The 17626-nt window shown below is 66.8% G+C and carries 13 protein-coding genes; 3 read left to right on the forward strand and 10 right to left on the reverse strand.

The genetic code is table 11. The features are described from left to right. Positions 1-139 precede the first annotated feature (139 nt). Complete coding sequence (locus AC16HO_RS06705) at positions 140-2389, forward strand: O-linked N-acetylglucosamine transferase, SPINDLY family protein (RefSeq protein WP_395643748.1); 2250 nt, start codon at positions 140-142, stop codon at positions 2387-2389. Here AC16HO_RS06705 and acpA read toward each other — a convergent pair. Then, positions 2386-3948 carry an acid phosphatase gene (gene acpA, locus AC16HO_RS06710; protein ID WP_395643749.1) on the reverse strand — a complete coding sequence of 521 codons (1563 nt, stop codon included), beginning with the start codon at positions 3946-3948 and terminating at the stop codon, positions 2386-2388. The genes AC16HO_RS06705 and acpA overlap by 4 nt on opposite strands. A 43-nt stretch (positions 3949-3991) precedes the next feature. Here acpA and AC16HO_RS06715 point away from each other — a divergent pair, with 43 nt between their 5' ends. Then, positions 3992-5278 (forward strand): cytochrome-c peroxidase, encoded by a 1287-nt coding sequence (locus AC16HO_RS06715; protein ID WP_395643750.1) that lies wholly within the window; start codon positions 3992-3994, stop codon positions 5276-5278. A gap of 161 nt (positions 5279-5439) precedes the next feature. Here the strand turns inward: AC16HO_RS06715 and AC16HO_RS06720 are convergent, their stop codons facing one another. Both AC16HO_RS06720 and AC16HO_RS06725 read right to left on the reverse strand, forming a co-directional pair. Next, positions 5440-7260, reverse strand: coding sequence for a M56 family metallopeptidase (locus AC16HO_RS06720; RefSeq protein WP_395643751.1), 1821 nt, complete (start codon positions 7258-7260; stop codon positions 5440-5442). After that, entirely contained in the window at positions 7250-7621 is a 372-nt protein-coding gene (locus AC16HO_RS06725; RefSeq protein ID WP_395643752.1) for a BlaI/MecI/CopY family transcriptional regulator, read from the reverse strand. Before AC16HO_RS06725 ends, AC16HO_RS06720 begins: the two co-directional genes overlap by 11 nt. Before the next feature lie 119 nt (positions 7622-7740). On the opposite strand from AC16HO_RS06725, the gene AC16HO_RS06730 reads away from it, so the two are divergent. Further along, positions 7741-8229, forward strand: a complete 489-nt coding sequence (locus AC16HO_RS06730) for an NUDIX hydrolase (RefSeq protein WP_395643753.1) — start codon at positions 7741-7743, stop codon at positions 8227-8229. Between the two features lie 54 nt (positions 8230-8283). Here AC16HO_RS06730 and tkt read toward each other — a convergent pair whose 3' ends face one another. The 7 genes from tkt to AC16HO_RS06765 form a co-directional block, all read right to left on the reverse strand. Beyond that, the gene (tkt, locus tag AC16HO_RS06735) at positions 8284-10284 is read right to left on the reverse strand and encodes a transketolase (protein ID WP_395643754.1); all 2001 of its coding nucleotides are present in this window, start codon (positions 10282-10284) and stop codon (positions 8284-8286) included. A gap of 121 nt (positions 10285-10405) precedes the next feature. Continuing rightward, on the reverse strand, positions 10406-11704 hold the full coding sequence (locus tag AC16HO_RS06740; RefSeq protein ID WP_395643755.1) for a dicarboxylate/amino acid:cation symporter: 1299 nt from the start codon (positions 11702-11704) through the stop codon (positions 10406-10408). Between the two features lie 91 nt (positions 11705-11795). Then, on the reverse strand, positions 11796-12137 hold the full coding sequence (locus AC16HO_RS06745) for a hypothetical protein (RefSeq protein ID WP_395643756.1): 342 nt from the start codon (positions 12135-12137) through the stop codon (positions 11796-11798). Positions 12138-12379: 242 nt separating this feature from the next. Then, on the reverse strand, positions 12380-14143 hold the full coding sequence (locus AC16HO_RS06750; RefSeq protein ID WP_395643757.1) for a BatD family protein: 1764 nt from the start codon (positions 14141-14143) through the stop codon (positions 12380-12382). After that, the gene (locus AC16HO_RS06755; protein ID WP_395643758.1) at positions 14140-16077 is read right to left on the reverse strand and encodes a VWA domain-containing protein; all 1938 of its coding nucleotides are present in this window, start codon (positions 16075-16077) and stop codon (positions 14140-14142) included. The genes AC16HO_RS06750 and AC16HO_RS06755 overlap by 4 nt, the downstream gene beginning before the upstream one ends. Next, the gene (locus AC16HO_RS06760) at positions 16074-17096 is read right to left on the reverse strand and encodes a vWA domain-containing protein (protein WP_395643759.1); all 1023 of its coding nucleotides are present in this window, start codon (positions 17094-17096) and stop codon (positions 16074-16076) included. Before AC16HO_RS06760 ends, AC16HO_RS06755 begins: the two co-directional genes overlap by 4 nt. Next, entirely contained in the window at positions 17089-17625 is a 537-nt protein-coding gene (locus AC16HO_RS06765; protein ID WP_395643760.1) for a DUF4381 family protein, read from the reverse strand. The genes AC16HO_RS06760 and AC16HO_RS06765 overlap by 8 nt, the downstream gene beginning before the upstream one ends. Between the last annotated feature and the right edge of the window lies 1 nt (position 17626).

A 17626-nucleotide genomic window follows, 5' to 3' on the forward strand; every position in this document is an offset into this window, starting at 1 on the left:
CCGACGCCGGCTCGTGCCGACCTTTTGTTGTGGATCTGCCGATCGCGACATGCTCTGCGGTGATGGAGAAACCGTCATGCCTGCGCGAGTGGAAAGCAAGCTAACATGCGAAACTGAAGTCATTCTTAAGGGATTCGGCATGCAGCGACCGGCGCAGATCAACGCGGAATCAAGACAATCGGCGGTCGAGGAGCTGCAGCGGGGTATCGCCAAACAGCAGGCTGGGCAAAGCGCCGTGGCACTGAGCCATTTCGAGCGTGCGGCCAAACTCGATCCGGCCAACCCGCAGGTGCGGCACATGCTCGGCATCTGTACCTTGCAGGCGGGCAATCTTCCACTCGCGGCGAAGCACTTCCGCGACTGCCTGCAGCTGGCCCCGACGTTCGCCGCGGCGTTCAACGCTCTCGGCGTGGTCCTGCGCCGCATGGGTAACCATGCCGAGGCGATGGAGGCGTTTCGTTCCGCGCTCGCGACGAAAGAGCGGTACGTCGAAGCAATCTACAATCTCGGCCTGTCGCAGGAAGTGCTCGGCGCGCTCGACGCGGCGGAGCAGGCCTACCGCCAGGCGTTGCAATGGCGACCGGCCGATTTCAACGCCGTCAACGCGTTCGGCAATCTGCTGCGCCGGCGCGGACGACTCGAAGAGGCGCTGCCGCTGTTGCTGCGCGCGCGCAAACTCCGGCCGAACCTCGCCCACACCAACGGCACGCTCGCGCAAGCCTTGCTCGACCTCGGTCGGCCGCGCGAGGCGCATGCCTGTGCGCAGGCCGCAGCCGTGCTTGAGCCTGCGACGGCGGCATGGTGGGCAACCCTGGGGCGAACCGAACGACTGCTGCACAACGTCGAAGCCGCGATCACGGCCTTGCGCAAAGCGATCGCGCTCGACGTGGACGACTGGGTTTCGCGCTGCGAACTCGGCCTGGCGCTTGCCGAAGCCGGCGAAATCGTCGAATCACGCGCCATCCTCGCACAAACCCGGGTCGGCGAGCGTCAGGCCGAGCGCATCCGCTGGACGGTGCTGCTGTCGCTGCCCTCGGTCTACGCCGACGAAGTGGAAATCGACAGCGATCGCGCACGCTTCGCCCGCGGCCTCGACGAGATCGGCGCGGGCCTGCGCCTGGACACGCCGGCGCAGCGCCAGTACGCCTTCGAGGCCGCCTGCGGCGTCGCCCCGTTCCAGCTCGAATACCAGGCGCGCGACAACACCGCGCTGCGCATCGGCTTCGGCGATCTGGTCACGCGCGTCATGCACGCGGCCGCGCCGCAATACGCCGCGCCCTGCGCGTGGCGCGCGCGCGCGCACGGCGGCCGTATCCGCGTCGGCATCGTCAGCAGCCATCTGATGCAGCACACGGTGTCACGCTACTTCCGCAGGCTGCTTGCCGGGCTCGACCCGGCGCGTTTCGATGTGCGCGTCTGGTACAGCGGCGAGACGCGCGATGCCGCAACCGACATGATCGCCGCGCGCGTCGTCGCATTCGAGCAGGTCAACGAAGACGCGCTCGCCAGCGCCGCGCGCATCCGCGCCGCGCAACTCGATGCGCTGGTCTATCCCGAGATCGGCATGGACCCGCGCCATCATGCGCTCGGCGCCTTGCGTCTCGCCCCCGTGCAATGCGCGCTGTACGGACATCCGGCCACGAGCGGACTGCCGGGCATCGACTATTTCCTCGGCGCCGACGCGCTGGAACCGGTGGACGCGCAACGGCACTATCGCGAGCAACTGGTCCGTCTGCCCGGGCTGGGTACCTTGCCCGAAGCGCCACCCGCGCCCGGCGATGGCGCGTGGCTGGATGCCTGGTCCGCCGCCAAGCCGATCGCGCTGTGCCTGCAGAATCATCTCAAGCTGCCGCCCACGTTCGATGCGGTGCTCGCGCGCATCGCGCAGCGCAGCGGCGCGCGCATCGGCCTGTTCGTGCGCAACAGCGGCGTCGCGCAACTTCTGCGTCGACGCATCGAGGCGGCGTTCGCCGCGCATGGTCTCGAGCCGGCACAGTCGCTGGTTTTTCTGCCGGCAAAAGATCATGCGACCTACCTCGGCGCGGTCGCGCGTGCGACGCTGATTCTCGATACGCCGGGTTTTTCCGGCGGCGCCACCAGCCTGGATGCGTTCAGCGTCGGCGCCCCGGTGCTGACCTGGCAAGGCACCATGGCGCGCGGCCGCCAGACCGCAGGCATGCTTGCGATGATGGGCATCGACGGGCTCGTCGCCGCCGACGCAAACGACTATGTCGACCAAGCCGCTGCCCTGATCGCCGACGCGCCGCGTCGCGACACGCTGCGCAAGCGCATCCTCGAACGCAAGGCAGCGCTGTTCGATGACGCCGGCGTCATCGCCGCCTTCGAGGACTTTCTCGACCGCGCGACGCGACGCGCGGCAGCAAGCTAGCGCGGCAGATCGAGCGCCCCGGTCAGGTCGCCCATCGGCGCCGCGCCGTTCGCCTTCAGCGCCGCGTCGCGCTGCTCGATGCCGGGCAGCGGGGCGAGGTCAAAGCGGCGGTTGAGCAGACGCTGGATCGAGCCGGTGTCGTATTGCGTGTGGTCGACGTAGCCGCGTTTGGCGAACGGCGAGACGACGATCGCCGGAATGCGCAGGCCCGGACCCCAGCGGTCGCCCTTCGGCGGCGCGACGTGATCCCACCAGCCGCCGTTCTCGTCGTAGGTGACGATGACGACCATGTGCGGCCACTGCGGACTCTTCTCCAGGTGCGCGATCACGTCGGCGATGTGCTCGTCGCCGGCGCGGACCGTCGCGTAGCCCGCGTGCTGATTGAGGTTGCCCTGCGGCTTGTAGAACGTCACCTGCGGCAGCCTGCCGGCATCGATGTCGGCGATGAGCTTCGCACCGTCCATGCCGCCGTCGCGCAAATGCTCGGTGCGCGCCGGTTTGCCGGGCGCGTAGTTCGCGTAGTAGTTGAACGGCTGGTGGTGGTACTGGAATGCGATGTGGGAGAGTTCCTTGCCCTGATCGAGCGCGATCTGCCAGGCGCCTGCATACCAGGCCCAGCTGACGTTCGCCGCGTCGAGCCGCTCGCCGATCGTCTCGGCGACCTGCGGGCTCAGGGTATTGCGCTTGTCGGGATCGGCGAAGCGCGCATCGCCGCCCTTGGCCGCGGTGTTGCCCGAGGGCTGGTACGGCGGCTGCATCGTGTTGACCGCGTAGTAGTCCGGCGTCAGGTTGCCGTAGCGCAGGTATTTCGGCGGGCCGTCGAGCGCGGATGCAGGGCTCTTCGGATCCGGCGTGAGGCTGACCCCGTCGGCGTTGACGATCGAGATATTGGCCTCGTAGGTCTTCGGATCGGCCTTGGTCTTGAAGTCGAACGGTGCGCAGGCGCAGATCAGGTACTGGTGGTTGAGGAACGAGGAGCCGAACGCGCCGTGGAAGAAATTGTCGGCCAGGGTATACTTTTGCGCAATTTTCCAAAGCGCCATCTTCGAGCCGTCGAAATGGCCCATCGTCTCGCCGCCGGCATCGCTGTAGGCGGCGAACAGGTCGTTCCTGCCGCCATCGATCTGCATCTGCTGGTTGTAGAACGCGTGAATCAGATCGTGCAGCCGGTAGTCCAGGCTGACACCGTAGCCGTTCGGATCGTCGAGCGCGAATGGACGATTGGGATGGCCGCGCGTCGCCTCGGTGGGAATCTGTTTGGGGTCGGCCGCCGTCGTCAATGCGTTCGGCACCGGCGGCAATTGCTTGAGCACGCTGCCGTCGCGATCACGCTGCAGGTACTGTTCCGGCTTGAGGTTCTGCAGGCCGTTCGCACCGGGGAACATGCCGTACAACTGGTCGAACGAACGGTTTTCGGCGTAGATCACGACGATGGTCTGGATCGCATCGAGCTTCGCATCGCGTCCCGCGGCAGCGGGTTTGCGCGCCATCGGCGAAGATTGGCAGGCCGCGAGCAAGGCGGCCGCGGCGAGCAACGGTATCGGGCGAAGACGGAGCATGCGGGTCACCATTTGCGACAAGGCATTGAGGCAGAATGGTCGCATGCGCCGCCACCTTTGTGTACTCCTTCTGACCGCCTCGCAGTTCGCCGCGCCCGCCCGCGCCAGCGCAGCGGAGCTCGCATCCTCGTACGCGCGGGCGCGCGAACGCACGGCGCAGTTGCGCGAAGCCGGCCGCGCGATCTTCTCCGATCCGATGTTCTCCGCCTCGGGCAGGCAATCCTGCGCGAGCTGCCACGATCCCGCGCGCCGCTACAACCCGCCGAACGCACGCGATGTGCAAACGGGCGGCCCTGCGTTGCGCGATCAGGGTCTGCGCGCACTGCCGACGCTGACCTATCTCGACCGCGTACCGCCCTACGACAACCACCACTACGACTCCGAGGACGAAGCCGACAACTCGATCGACAACGGCCCCACCGGCGGCCTGACCTGGGACGGCCGCGTCGACACCGGCGCGCAACAGGCGGCGATTCCGCTGACCTCGAAGTTCGAAATGGCGAACACGATCGCCGGCGTCGCCGCCGCCGCGCGCAAGGCGCCGCATGCGCCGACGCTGCGCGCGGCGCTTGGCAGCACCGTCCTGGACGATGACGAACACGCCTTCGCCGCGGTCGCGCGCGCGCTCGCCGCATTCGAAGAGGACGACGCCGAATTCAGTCCGTACACGAGCAAATACGATGCCGTCCTCACCGGGCGCGCAACGTTGAGCGCGCAGGAGCAACGCGGCCTCGCCCTGTTCGAGGACGCACGCAAGGGCAATTGCGCGCAATGCCATCTGTCCAGGCGCGGACTCGATGGCACGCCGCCCGCGTTCTCCGACTACGGCCTGATCGCACTCGCCGTGCCGCGCAATGCGAACATCGCGCGCAACCGCGACCCCGCCTTCTTCGACCTCGGCGCCTGCGGCCCCGAACGCGAGGACAAGGCGAACCAGGACGAATACTGCGGCCTGTTCCGCACGCCGACGCTGCGCAACGTCGCCCTGCGCAGTGCATTTTTCCACAACGGGAAATTCCACGACCTGCGCGAAGTGGTCGAGTTCTACGTCACCCGCGACATCACGCCGGAGCGCTGGTACGCGAAGGATGCGAACGGAAAGACTGTTTTTTACGACGACCTGCCTGCGCCCTATCACGCCAACATCAACCGCGATCCACCATTCGCCGGACAGAAGCCCGGAGCACGCCCGGCGTTGAGCAAGAGCGAGATCGACGACATCGTCGTGTTCATGCGCACGTTGAGCGACGGCTACCTCAAAGATAGCCCCTATCGCGCGGAACGAGGGCCTGCGGTCTCCGCCCTGCCGCACGAACAGTCGGCGCGCTGACGCCCAGCCGACGCGCTATTCCCGCCGCGCCGCGTGCGCTGTACGTCACTCGCGTTGCGGGCAAGCCGTCGTCCGGGCGAACCGCCTGGCGACAGGCGCCAAGCGAGATCGCTGCGATCACACAGGCGGATGCCGCATCCATGCTCCAAAACCGGCAGTGCTCAAGCATGACCGCCTTTCTTCGCCGCAGCGGGAGCTTGCGTGGGCTTGTTGCGCTGCGGACACGGGTCTTCCTTGGTGCATCCATGCGTCGAGAAATCGATCGGCACCAAAGCGTAGCCCTCGAACGGCTTCCCATCCTTGAGGCCGGGATTGAATTTCCACGACAGCATTGCCGCCTTCGAAGCCTGAGCAAAGCTTTCTACCAACGCTGCCCTGTCCGGAACCGTGCCATCGGCGGCGCTCTTCGGCTCGCCAATCAGTTGCAGCTTCTCGATTTCCGCGGATTTGGCGTTGCCCTGCTCGTCGATCAACACTTTGAGGATCACCTTCGCGCCCACACCGGCCTTGATGGCTTCCAGCGGATACTTGGGTGGCTGCATCTTGCGATAGGTGATGTTCTCAGACGGAGCCATGTCCGGGATTTCGCCAGGTTGAACCGATGTTGCAGGCTTGTCGGAAGCCGTCGGCTTTTCGCCGTTGAACGCGAGTTGCTTGGCTATCGCCGGGGTCGTTGCTGGCACGAAAGCGCCATGCTGCCGCGATCCACGCGGTGCCTCGAAATCAATTTTTTCCATGCCAGCGTCCTTCGCATCGGTCATGACCGACGCGACGAGCTCGTATTTCGCGCTGCTGTCGGCCTGAATCAACAAGACAGGCTGCGGACTCTGCTTCGCCAGCACTTCCATCGCCTGCCGCACTTCCTCCTCACTCACTAATCTGCCGTTCCAGTAGAACTGGCCATTCGAGCGCACCGACAAGGTGACCGGGGCAGGCAGATTTTCGAGCGGCGGCAGCTGATTCCTGTCCGGTTGCGGCAGGTCAATCTTGAGCGACGGCGCAGCGATCATTTGTTTTGACTCAGCGGCACCAGCAACTTTCGGAGCCGCTTCGTCTGCAGGCGCCCTGCCCGGCAACGCCGCCCAACTCGCATAACCCGCACTGGATACCAGCGCGACAATCGCCGTGCTTGCCAACGTGCGTCGCACACCTGTCATTGCCGGAAACTTCAACATCGCAATTCGCTCCTTCAAGGGATGGCTCGCAGGCCACAGACAACCGGCCGGAAGTCGCAGCTCCTGCCACGACTCGCCGACCCGTTGCGCCTTCAACATCGCGTCGGCGTAGCACCGGCGCGCTTCCGGAAAACGGGATATCACGGCCGCGTCGCAGGCGATTTCCTGGTCGAAACGGAAACGCGAGGCGGCGAGATGGAACAACGGATTGAACCAGTTGAGGCAGCGCAGCAGCGCGGCGAGCGCGTTGATTTGCGCGTCGCCGCGCACGAGGTGCGTGCGCTCGTGGGCCAGTACGAGTTCGCGCTCTTCCTTCGTGTAGCGCAGTTCGAAATCGCTGGGCACGACGATGCGCGGACGCAGTGCGCCGACCAGCGCAGGGCAGCCATCGGTCGCCTGCGCGCGCAGGGCGCCGTGATCGCCGGCGCTCAGCGCGCCGAGATTCTTCAGGTAGCGGCGCTGCTGGCGCGCGAACACGACGACGAGCGCGAGCGCTCCTGCGATCCACAATGCGAGCAGCCACGGCTGCCAGTCGAACGACGCCGCCTGCGCGACCGCGGCCCGCAGTTCGATGGTCGCCGAAGACGACGGCGCGGACGGCGCGACCTGCAGCGCGGGGGTCAGCGGCCGCACCGGCGCCGGCAGCAGCGTCGCCAGCGCGGCGACCGGCACGAGCAGCCACAAGCGGTAGGCGAACGCGGCGCCGAGCCAGCGCCGCGCCGGCACGCGCACGGCCAGCACGAGGACGAGGGTGAGACCCGCGGCGAGCGCGCCGCAGCCGAGAGCCATGAGCAAGTCATGCGTCATCGTCGAGCTCCTCGATCAGTCGCTTGAGTTCCGCGAGATCCTTCTTGCTCAGTTTTCCCGCTTCGGAGAAATGCGCGACCAGCGGCGCGACGCGGCCGCCGAACAGGCGGTCGATGAGGCCCTTGCTCTCGCTGTGCACGTAGTCTTCGCGCTTGAGCCGGGCGCTGTAGAGATAGCGCTTGCCGTCGCGTGCGGCGGTGATCGCGCGCTTGGTGAGCAGGCGGTTGAGCAGGGTCTTGATCGTCGCCTCCTGCCAGTCGCTGCTGACAGAAAGCGCAGCGACCACTTCCTCCGCGCTCATCGGCGCGCGGCTGCGCCAGAGCACGTCCATCACCACGCTTTCGGCATCGCTGATCGGCATTGCGCTCTCCAATTACGTTCGTAATTGACATCTAGATTACATGTGTAAATGGATAAGTCAAGTCCCGGTGCAGCAGGCAGTGGCGGTTACAATTGCCGGACAGCCCCAGGAAAACATCCATGCCCTACACCCCGATCCTCGCTACGCTGGGCTACGTGCTCTCGCCCGACCGCGGGCGCGTGCTGATGATCCATCGCAACACGCGCGAAGGCGATCATCACCTCGGCAAGTACAACGGCCTAGGCGGCAAGCTCGAAGCGGACGAGGACGTCATCAAAGGCATGCGCCGCGAGATCCTGGAGGAAGCCGGCATCGACTGCCTGGATTTGAACCTGCGCGGCACGATCAGCTGGCCCGGATTCGGCAAGCACGGCGAAGACTGGTTCGGCTTCGTCTTCGTCATCACGCGCTATGCAGGCACGCCGCTGGAACGCAATGCCGAGGGCACGCTGGAATGGGTCGAAGCGGAAAGGATTCTCGACCTGCCGCTGTGGGAGGGTGACCGCCATTTCCTGCCGCTGGTGTTCGATGCCGACCCGCGCGCGTTTCACGGCGTGATGCCGTACCGCGACGGGCGCATGCAAAGCTGGAGCTACAGCCGTACGTAGGTTGGCGGTGAGCACAGCGGACCCCGACCGTGCCCGGAAAAGGGAAGTCGAACGCTATTTCAGCGCCTTGACCGCATCGGCTACCGCAGTCGCAGTGATGTCGAAATATGCATACAGCGCTTCCGCGGGCGCCGACGCACCGAAGCGGTCGATGCCGATCACCGCGCCGTCGAGGCCGACATACTTGCGCCAGTACGCGGTGACGCCCGCCTCGACCGCGACGCGCTTGCGGCACCACGATGGCAGCACGCCTTCGCGATAGGCAAGCGGCTGGCGGTCGAACACTTCGGCGCACGGCATCGAGACGACGCGTACATGGACGTTCTGCTGGGCGAGGCTGCGCATCGCCTCCATCGCGATGCCGACTTCGGAACCGGTCGCGATGAGGATGGCATCGAACTTCGCGCTGGCCGGATCGCTGAGCACGTAGCCACCGAGTTCGATCAGGCCAACCTGCTCGTCGCTGCGCAACTGGTGCGGCAGATTCTGCCGCGACAGGATCAGGCAGCTCGGCCCCTCGCGGCGCTCGATCGCCGCCTTCCACGCGATCGCGGTTTCGACCGCATCGCAGGGACGCCAGACGCGGTTGTTCGGAATCAGACGCAGGCTCGCCACATGTTCGATCGGCTGATGCGTCGGGCCGTCCTCGCCGAGGCCGATCGAGTCGTGGGTGTAGACGTGCACGACCTGTGCCGGAATCAGCGCCGACATGCGCACCGCGTTGCGCGCGTAGTCGGAAAACACGAGGAAGGTGGCATCGTACGGAAGAAAACCGCCGTACAGCGACAGACCGTTGCTGATCGCGCTCATGCCGAATTCGCGCACGCCGTAGTGCACGTAGTTGGCGCGGGCGTCGCCGCTCTGCACGTCCTTCGAGCCTTTCCAGATGGTCAGGTTCGACGGCGCGAGATCGGCGGAACCGCCAATCAAACCCGGCAGCAGCGGACCGTAGGCGTCGAGCGCCATCTGCGACGCCTTGCGTGAGGCCACGGTCGGCCCTTCCTGCTGCAGCTTGCGCGCAAACGCGTCGGCAGCGGCATGGAACGTGTCGGGCAACGCGAGCTTCAATACGCGCCGCTCGAACTCGGCGGCGAGCTCGGGATGCAGCTTCTTGTACTTCGCGAAGTTCTCGTTCCACGCCGCCTCGGCCGCGGCGCCCTTCGCCCGCGCATCCCAGCCGGCGTAGATCTCCCCGGGCACCACGAACGGCGGGTAGTTCCAGCCGATGTGCGCACGCGTCGCGGCGACTTCGTCCTTGCCGAGCGGCGCGCCGTGCGTAGCCTCGGTGCCCTGCTTGTTCGGCGCGCCCCAGCCGATGATCGTCTTCGCCATGATCAGGCTCGGCCGGTCGGTATCCTTGCGCGCCTGTTCGAGCGCGGCGGCCACCGCGGCCGGGTCGTGACCGTCGATCGGGCCGATCACCTGCCAGCCGTAGGCCTCGAAACGTTTGTGCGTGTCGTCGGTAAACCAGCCGTGCACTTCGCCGTCGATCGAGATGCCGTTGTCGTCGTAGACCGCGATCAGCTTGCCGAGCTTCCACGTGCCGGCGAGCGAACAGGCTTCGTGCGAGATGCCTTCCATCAGGCAGCCGTCGCCAAGGAAGACATAGGTATAATTATCCACAATGCCGCAGTCCGGCTGGTTGAAGCGCGCCGCGAGCACGCGCTCGGCAAGCGCAAAGCCAACTGCGTTCGCCAGGCCCTGACCTAGCGGCCCGGTCGTCGTTTCGATGCCGGGGAATTCGCTCGCCTCGGGATGCCCGGCCGTCTTCGAGTGCAGCTGGCGGAACTTCTTGAGCTGATCGATCGGCAGGTCGTAGCCGGTCAGGTGCAGCAGCGAGTACAGCAGCATCGAGCCATGCCCGTTGGAGAGCACGAAGCGATCGCGCCCCGGCCACTTCGGATTGGCCGGGTTGTGGCGCAGAAAATCGCCCCACAGCACCTGGGCAATGTCGGCCATGCCCATCGGCATGCCCGGATGGCCCGACTTGGCGGCTTCGACCGCATCCATCGACAGCGCGCGGATGGCGTTGGCTAGTTCCTTGCGGCTGGTCATGGGCTGTCGCTCGATCAGGTTCGGGGAAGGGCGCGTATTGTCGCCGATCGACCCGGCTTTGTCGCGCTCGCGACAACGCGCCGATGCAGGCCGGCACGTTGTCGGGCGTCGAAGCGCACAGCTAGGCGTGCGAGGAGCTTGTCGGCAGCGGCAGCTTGATGTCGCCCGCGTCCCGCGACACGACCACCGCGGTCGCGAGGTCGCCGGTCACGTTGAGCGAGGTGCGGCACATGTCGAGGAAGCGATCAACGCCGAGAATCATGCCGATCGCCTCGGGCGGGAGGTGCAGGTAGCCCAGGATCACCGCGATCACCGGCAGCGACCCGGCCGGCACGCCGGCCGTGCCGATCGAGCCGATGATGCACAGACCGATCACCGCGACCTGCTGGCCGAGGCTGAGGTCGAGGCCGAAGCACTGCGCGATGAACAGCGTGGTCAGGCCCTCGAACAGCGCGGTACCGTGGTGGTTCGCGGACGCCCCGATCGTCAGCACGAAGCGCGCGATCTGCGGAGGCAACTTGAGATTCTCCTCGGCCACCTTGAGCGTGGTCGGCAAGGTGCCGGTGCTCGATGCGGTCGAGAACGCGAGCAGGATCGCTTCCTCGCTGCCCTTGAAGAACTTCAGCGGACTCATGCCGCCGAACATCCGCACCCACAGCGGCAACACCACGAACATGTGGATCGCGATCGCCAGCACCACGCTGAGCGCGTAAAGGCCGAGCTTGCCGAGGATGTCGGTGCCGAAGCGCGCGGTCAGCGAGAACATCAGCGCGGCGACCGCGTACGGCGTGAGCTTGATGATGAGCTCCATCAACTTCATCACCAGGTCGAGCAGGCCCTGCACCGTGGCCTTGAACGCCGCGGTCGCCGGCGTCGGCTTGAGCACTAGCGCGATGCCGAGCATGACGGCGAAGAACATCACCGCGAGAAAGTCGCCGTCGGCTGCGGCCTTGATCGGGTTGTCGGGCACGAGGCCGAGGATGATCTTGACCCCGGACAGGCTCGGCTTGGTCGCGGTGATCGCCTGCGCATCGTGCGAGTTGGCGGCGAGCAGGCCATCGCGAATCGCCGGGTCGAAGCCGACGCCGGGCTGGATCAGGTTGATCACGACGAGGCCGACCGCGATCGCGATGCTCGTCACCACGACGATGTAGATGAGCATGCGCAGGCCGACCTTGCCCAGGCTGGCGATGTCGCCGATCTCGGTGATGCCCACGATCAGCGCCGAGAACATCAGCGGCAACACGAGCATCTTGAGGAACTTGAGGAACAGCAGGCCGACCGGCTGCGCGATCGTGTCGACGAAGCCGTTGACCCAGCTGACGTCGCCGCCGTGTCGCGCCCACCAGAATGCGATCGCACCGGCGACGGTGCCGACGATGAAGCCGATCAATACGCGCGTATGCAGCGCCAATTTCATACCAGAGTCCCGGATTTTCTGCCTGCCCCGGGGCGATGGTACACGAGTCGGGCCGGGCTCCGCCGCCGCGGCGCGCGGAGCAGGCGCAGCGCTACGGCAGCGCAGCAAGCAGCAGGCTGTCGCCCGCGCGCACCCCGCTCAGCTTGCATAGGTCGAAATCGCGGCGCACGACCCGCTGCCCGTCGGCGAAGCCGACGCGCAGATCGCGCACGCAGTGACCGTCGCCCTTGCGCAGCGCGACCGTGACCTTGCCATCCGGATCCCGCGGATCGATCTGGATCGGAACCGGATGAAAACGGTCAGTGCCGCGCGCGGCAACTTCGAACGAGACGATGCGGCGGTTCGCATGGTGCAGATCGACTTGATAGACGACTCCGGCCAAGGCGGCTTGCGACAGCCCGGCAAGAACTGCGGCGAAAAGAATTTTGTGCATGAGCTGCTCCGATTCGTGACGATGGCGGAAATCGCGCCAAGCCGGTCCCGTCGGCATCGTTCGATACCGTTTTTTTTCCGCAGGACGATTTCCGTCAGATAGGATGCAACGCGGCGCAATTTGGTTGCCGCGCGACGTCGACGCGTTTTCGATTCAAGTGCTGACGCGGAACCTCATCCCCCCCCCGGCGGAGAAAGGGCCTTTCGCCATCGCGATTGGCCAACACTCGAATCAAAGATGCTCTAACGCGTCGGGAACGGATAGAGTGGCGGCAACGGTGAATCCACTTCCGCTCGCGCCATCGAGGCGAACGCGAAGCCATTGCGGAATGCTGCCGCGATGCGTCCGCCATCGAACGCACCGGAACCCGCCGCATAGAGACGACGCTCGAGTTCGCTCAACGCAGCACGCTGCGCCTCCCCGACTGCGGCTGCGAGTTCGCCGAGCGTGCGCGCGTTGCAACCCTCGTCGCGCGCCCAGGCGATCAACGCGCGCGCCATCGCCGCGGCATCATCGCGCTTGCAGGCTGCGACGAACGCCGCGCGCGCGCGGCCATCGCCACGCGCAGCCGGCCCGCTTCCGGACTCGCCGCCACCGCGTCCACGGCGCCGCATCCACGTCGAAACCGCCCACGCTGCGATGGTGAGCAGCCACAATGCGCATGCGGCAAGCGCCAGGGTGCGCCACGGCGGCCCGATATTGCGATCGGACATCGACGCGACCGGCAACGACGACGGCGATGACACGGCACTTTGTATACTAGTGGATTTTGCCGCACCTGCGGCAGCCGCGCCTGCCGCACCCGTTACACCGAAGCTGATCGCAGGCAAATCGGCGCTGGCCGCACGATCGTGCGCGGTATCCCACCAGGCCAGGCTCAGCGGCGGAATTTTCAGCGTGCCGCCGCGGTTGGGCACGATCGCGAATTTGCGCGTGCGCTCGCCGTACTGCCAGGCGCCGTCGTCGCGGTTGATCGTGGTCTCCTTGTCGGGATAGACGTCGGCGCCGTCGATGTGCGGCAACTTCAGTTCCGGCAGCTGCTCAAAGCCCAGCCCTTGCGCCTTCAGATGTAGGGTCAGGGTCAGCGGTTCGCCGACATGGGCCGGCGAATTCGCGTCGATGCCGTCGGCCGTCAGGGTCAACGATTGCGCCGGCAGCCATGCATCCGTGCCCGAACCCGCGGGACGCGGGCGCACGTCGAGCGTGGCGCCCGCCGCCTGCGCAGTCACGCTGCGCCCGCGCGAGAAGAAGCTGTTGACGTCGTTCGGATCGACCGCGTGGCCGCGAAACACGATCGGCACCAGCGTCGCCGCGCCGCTTTTCTCCGCGGTCAACGCGTAGTGGCGTTCGAGCACGCGATAGCGGCGCCCGTCTACTTCGGCCGTGTAGCTCGCGTCCTGGCCGAGCTTGCGCGCGTTGAGGCCGTCGCCGTGAGGATCCTCGAGATTGCCGTCGGTCAGGTTGAGCGCAAAGTAGAGCTTGACCGTCACGCGCACCTGTTGCTGCACGTAGGGCGACTTCGGTTCCACCGAAACGTCGAGAAACAGGTCATCGCCGGCCTTGGCCGAAGCCGCACTCGCCGGCACTACCGTCAACGTGATCGGTTGTGTCTGCGCGCCGGCCACGGTGAGTGCGGGAATCGTGAACGTTCCCGCACGCTTCGGTTCGAGGCCCACCGCCCAGAGCAGCTTGGACGTAGCCTGGCCGTTGACGATGTTCATCGAGGTCGAACTTTCGGTACCGAGAAGGTTGAAGTCCTGCTGCAGCGCGCTGAAGTCGGGCCGCGTTGCGGTTGCGTTGCCGCTGACCTCGACGTTGAGCGTCGCGGTCTCGCCGAGCTGCATGCTGTTGCGGTCGAGCCAGGCGCGGACCTGCGCGGCATGCAGGTCCATGCCGATGAGCGATGCCGCAAGCACGAGCAGCACACGCAACGCAGCAGGCGCACGGCGTGGCGTGCAGGAAAGGAACATTGCGCGCATCGTCGCGCGTGACAACAAGACGTTCATTGCGATGACTCCTGCTCCTGACCCTGTCGGCGGCGCTGGTGTTCGAGCTGGAACTTGCGACGCAACAGACCGCCCGGGTCATCGGGCACACGTTGCAGCCATTGTTCGACGGCCTGGTCCTTCTCGCCGCGCCGGTCGGCCTCGCGCGCGCCCAGACGCACGGGCTGCGCATCCTTGCCGGTGTCGGCCTGGTCGTTCAGCGCCTTGTCGATGCCCTGCTGGAATTTTTCCTGCGACTCCTTGCCTGGCTCGGCGCCTTGCGCGGGCTGTTGTGCCGCGTTCTTTTCCTCGCCGGGCTTGTCGCGTCCGTTCGCGGACTGGTTCTGTTGCTGCGAATCCTCGGGTTTGCCGTCCTGCCCGCTGCTGCCCTTGTCGTCCTTGCCCTGATCCTTCGATTCCCTTTTTTCGCCGTTGTCGTCGCCCTGCTGGTCGCCCTTGCCGTCTTTCGAGTCCTTCGAGTCCTGCGCCTGATCGTTGCCGGGTTGCTGCTGCTTGTTGCCTTGATGGTCCTGCGAGCCTTTCTGCTGCTGATCCTGTTTCTGCTGTTGCTGCTGCTTGAGAAAGTCCTCAACCGCCTTCTTGTTCGCCGCGGCATCGGCCATGCCCGGCTCGCGCTCGAGTGCCTCGTCGTAAGCCGCGATCGCGTCGGGAAACTTGCCTTGTCTGGCGAGCGCATTGCCGCGGTTGTACGCCGCATCGGCGGATGCCTGCTGCGCGCCGGCGGCGGAAAAGTCCGCCGTTGCCGCAGCGAAGTCGCCCGCGCGATACGCCGCGCTGCCGCGCAGTTCGGGATTCTTCGCCAACGCCTGTGCTGCTTTCGCATTGCCCGCGTCGAGCTGCATTTGCGCCTGCTGGTCGGCACGCTGCCACAGGTCGGTCCATAAGCTCGCTTCGGCGCGCTGCGGTTGCGCCAGCAACACCAGCGGCAACAACGTCAGCCAGCCGCGGCGGAAACCGAGCGCCGCCAGCGGCAGCAAGGCGAACAGCAGCCACGGCCCGCGGTCGAGGAAACGCGCACTCTGCACTTCGGCACCGCTCGCGTCCTGCGCCGCTTCGCCGCCCGCCGCGAGCGTGCCAAGCACGGCATCGAGGTCGCCCGCGTCGCTGCGGTATTCGGCGTAGCGGCCGCCGCCCGCGCGCGCAAGCGCGGCCAGCGCCGCGCCGTCGAGCTTGGGCAGCACGATATTGCCGGACTTGTCCTTGAGAAAGCCGCCGTCGCCGAGCGCGATGGGCGCGCCCTGCGCAGTGCCGATGCCGAGCACCGACACGCGCACGCCGGCGCTGCGCGCACTCGCGGCCGCCGCGTCGGCATCGTCACTCGCGCCGTCGGCGAGCAGGACGATTTCACCCTCGCGCAAGCCGGCCTGGTGGATCAACTTTACGCCGAGGTCGATCGCGCGGCCGGTGTCGTTGCCGGGCGCCGGCATCACCGAGGGATCGAGCGAGTCGACGAGGTTGGCAACCGTGTTCGCATCGTCGGTCAGCGGCGCGACGACGAAGGCGTCACCGGCATAGGCGATCAGCGCGACCTGGGCATCGCCCGAGCGCTTGAGGATGTCCGCGATCTTGTAGCGCGCGCGTTCGTAACGACTCGGCTTCACGTCTTGCGCGCTCATCGTGGCCGACAGCTCCAGCGCGATCACGCGCGCGGCCTGGTTCTTGTACAGCGGCTGCGGCAGGCGCTCCCAGGCCGGACCCGCGAGCGCGAGGCTCGCGATCACCAGCGCGGCGAGCGCGAGCCATGCCGGCCCGCGCGCCGACGTCGCGTCCGCGTTGCGCACGAGCAGATGTTCGAGCAGATGCGCATCGACCGCGCCGCGCCATGCCTGCGCATCGCCGCCCGCCGATTTCAACACGCGCCAGAGCAGCGGCAGCGCGAGCAGCAACAGCAGCCAGGCCGGGCGCAGGAAGTGGAAATCGTGCAGCGCGTTCACGATGCGGCCCCGCGGGTACGCGCGAAGCCTGGTGCGTGCAGCGATGCGGCGAGCGGCGCGAGTGCGCCGGACAATGCCAGCAGCACCGCCGCGGCCAGCGGCCAGAAGAACCATTCGTCGACCGGGCGGAATTGCTGGCCCTTGTCGACGCCCGGTTCGAGTTTGTCGATGTCGCGGTAGATTTGCGCCAGCTCCGCCGTATCGCGCGCGCGGAAATAGCGCCCGCCCGTCTTCTGCGCCATTTCCGCGAGCATCTTCTCGTCGATCTCGGCCGAGGGATTGACCACGCGGCTGCCGAAGAAACCATCGTTAATGCGCATCGCCTCGGCGCCGATGCCGATGGTATAGATTTTCACTTTTTCCGCGACGGCGAGATCGATCGCCTTGGCCGGGTCGAGCTCGCCCGCATCGTTGACGCCATCGGTGAGCAGGATCGCCACGCGCTGGTCCTCCGGCCGCTCGCGCAGGCGCTTGACCGCGAGCCCGACCGCGTCGCCGATCGCGGTCTCGCGGCCCGGCAGACCGACCGCGGATTCGGCGAGCTGCTTGCCGACCGTGTCGCGGTCGAAGGTCAACGGCGTGAGCAGGTAGGCCTGGCTGCCGAACACGATCAGGCCGAGGCGGTCGCCGACACGGCGCTTGATGAAGTCGCCCGCGATCGCCTTGACCGCGCCGTAGCGGGTGACCTCCTGCCCGCCGATGCGCATGTCGGGCGTGTCCATGCTGCCCGAGGCGTCGACCAGCAGCATCAGGTCGCGGCCGCTGCGCGCCAGGTCGATCGGCTGGCCGATCCACTGCGGCCGCGCCGCCGCGGCGACGAGCAATGCCCAGGCGAGCCACGCCAGCCAGCGCTTCCAGCGCGCGACCGGGTTCGCGCCGCCGGCAGGATCGAAGCCGGACAGCGCCATCGGCAGGCGCAGCGCGGCGCCCGCCTCGGCTGCGGCAGGTTTGAGCACGCGCGCGACCAGCCACGGCAACGGCAACAGCGCGAACAACCAGGGCCAGGTGAACTCAAACATGGCCAATCCCCGCAATTCTTGTTCCCTCGCCTCCAACCGCTTCATCGTTGGGGGAGAGGGCTTCATCGATCATCGTGGTCGCCGCGCGGCGCACGAGCGCGATCAGTGCCGGCGCATCGAATTCGGCCAGCGGGCGATACGGCGCCTCGACCAGCGCACGGCCGACGCCTCGGGAAAATTCCTCGCCGCCGAGTCGGGCATCCAGGTGCGCCAGCCATGCCTCGCCCGCGAGCGTGGCCGCGGACGGTGTCGTGCGTATCGCAAGACGGCGCAGGAAAGCCGACAGCGCCGCGGCGAGCGCGGGCGCATCCGTGCGCGCCGCCGCGGCGCGCTCGAATTCGGCGAGCAGCGCGCGGCGCCGGCGGCGGTGCTGCATCTTCCTGCGGAAGTACAGAAACAGAGCCGTGCACAACGCGAGCACGAGAATCGCCAGCAGCCACCAGCCCGGCGCGGGCGGCCACCACGACGGTGGCGCGGGCAGGTGGATGTCGCGCAACTGGGGGCCTTGCATGGCGGCGGCTTGCAGCATC

The sequence above is a fragment of the Rudaea sp. genome (genome assembly GCF_057139185.1).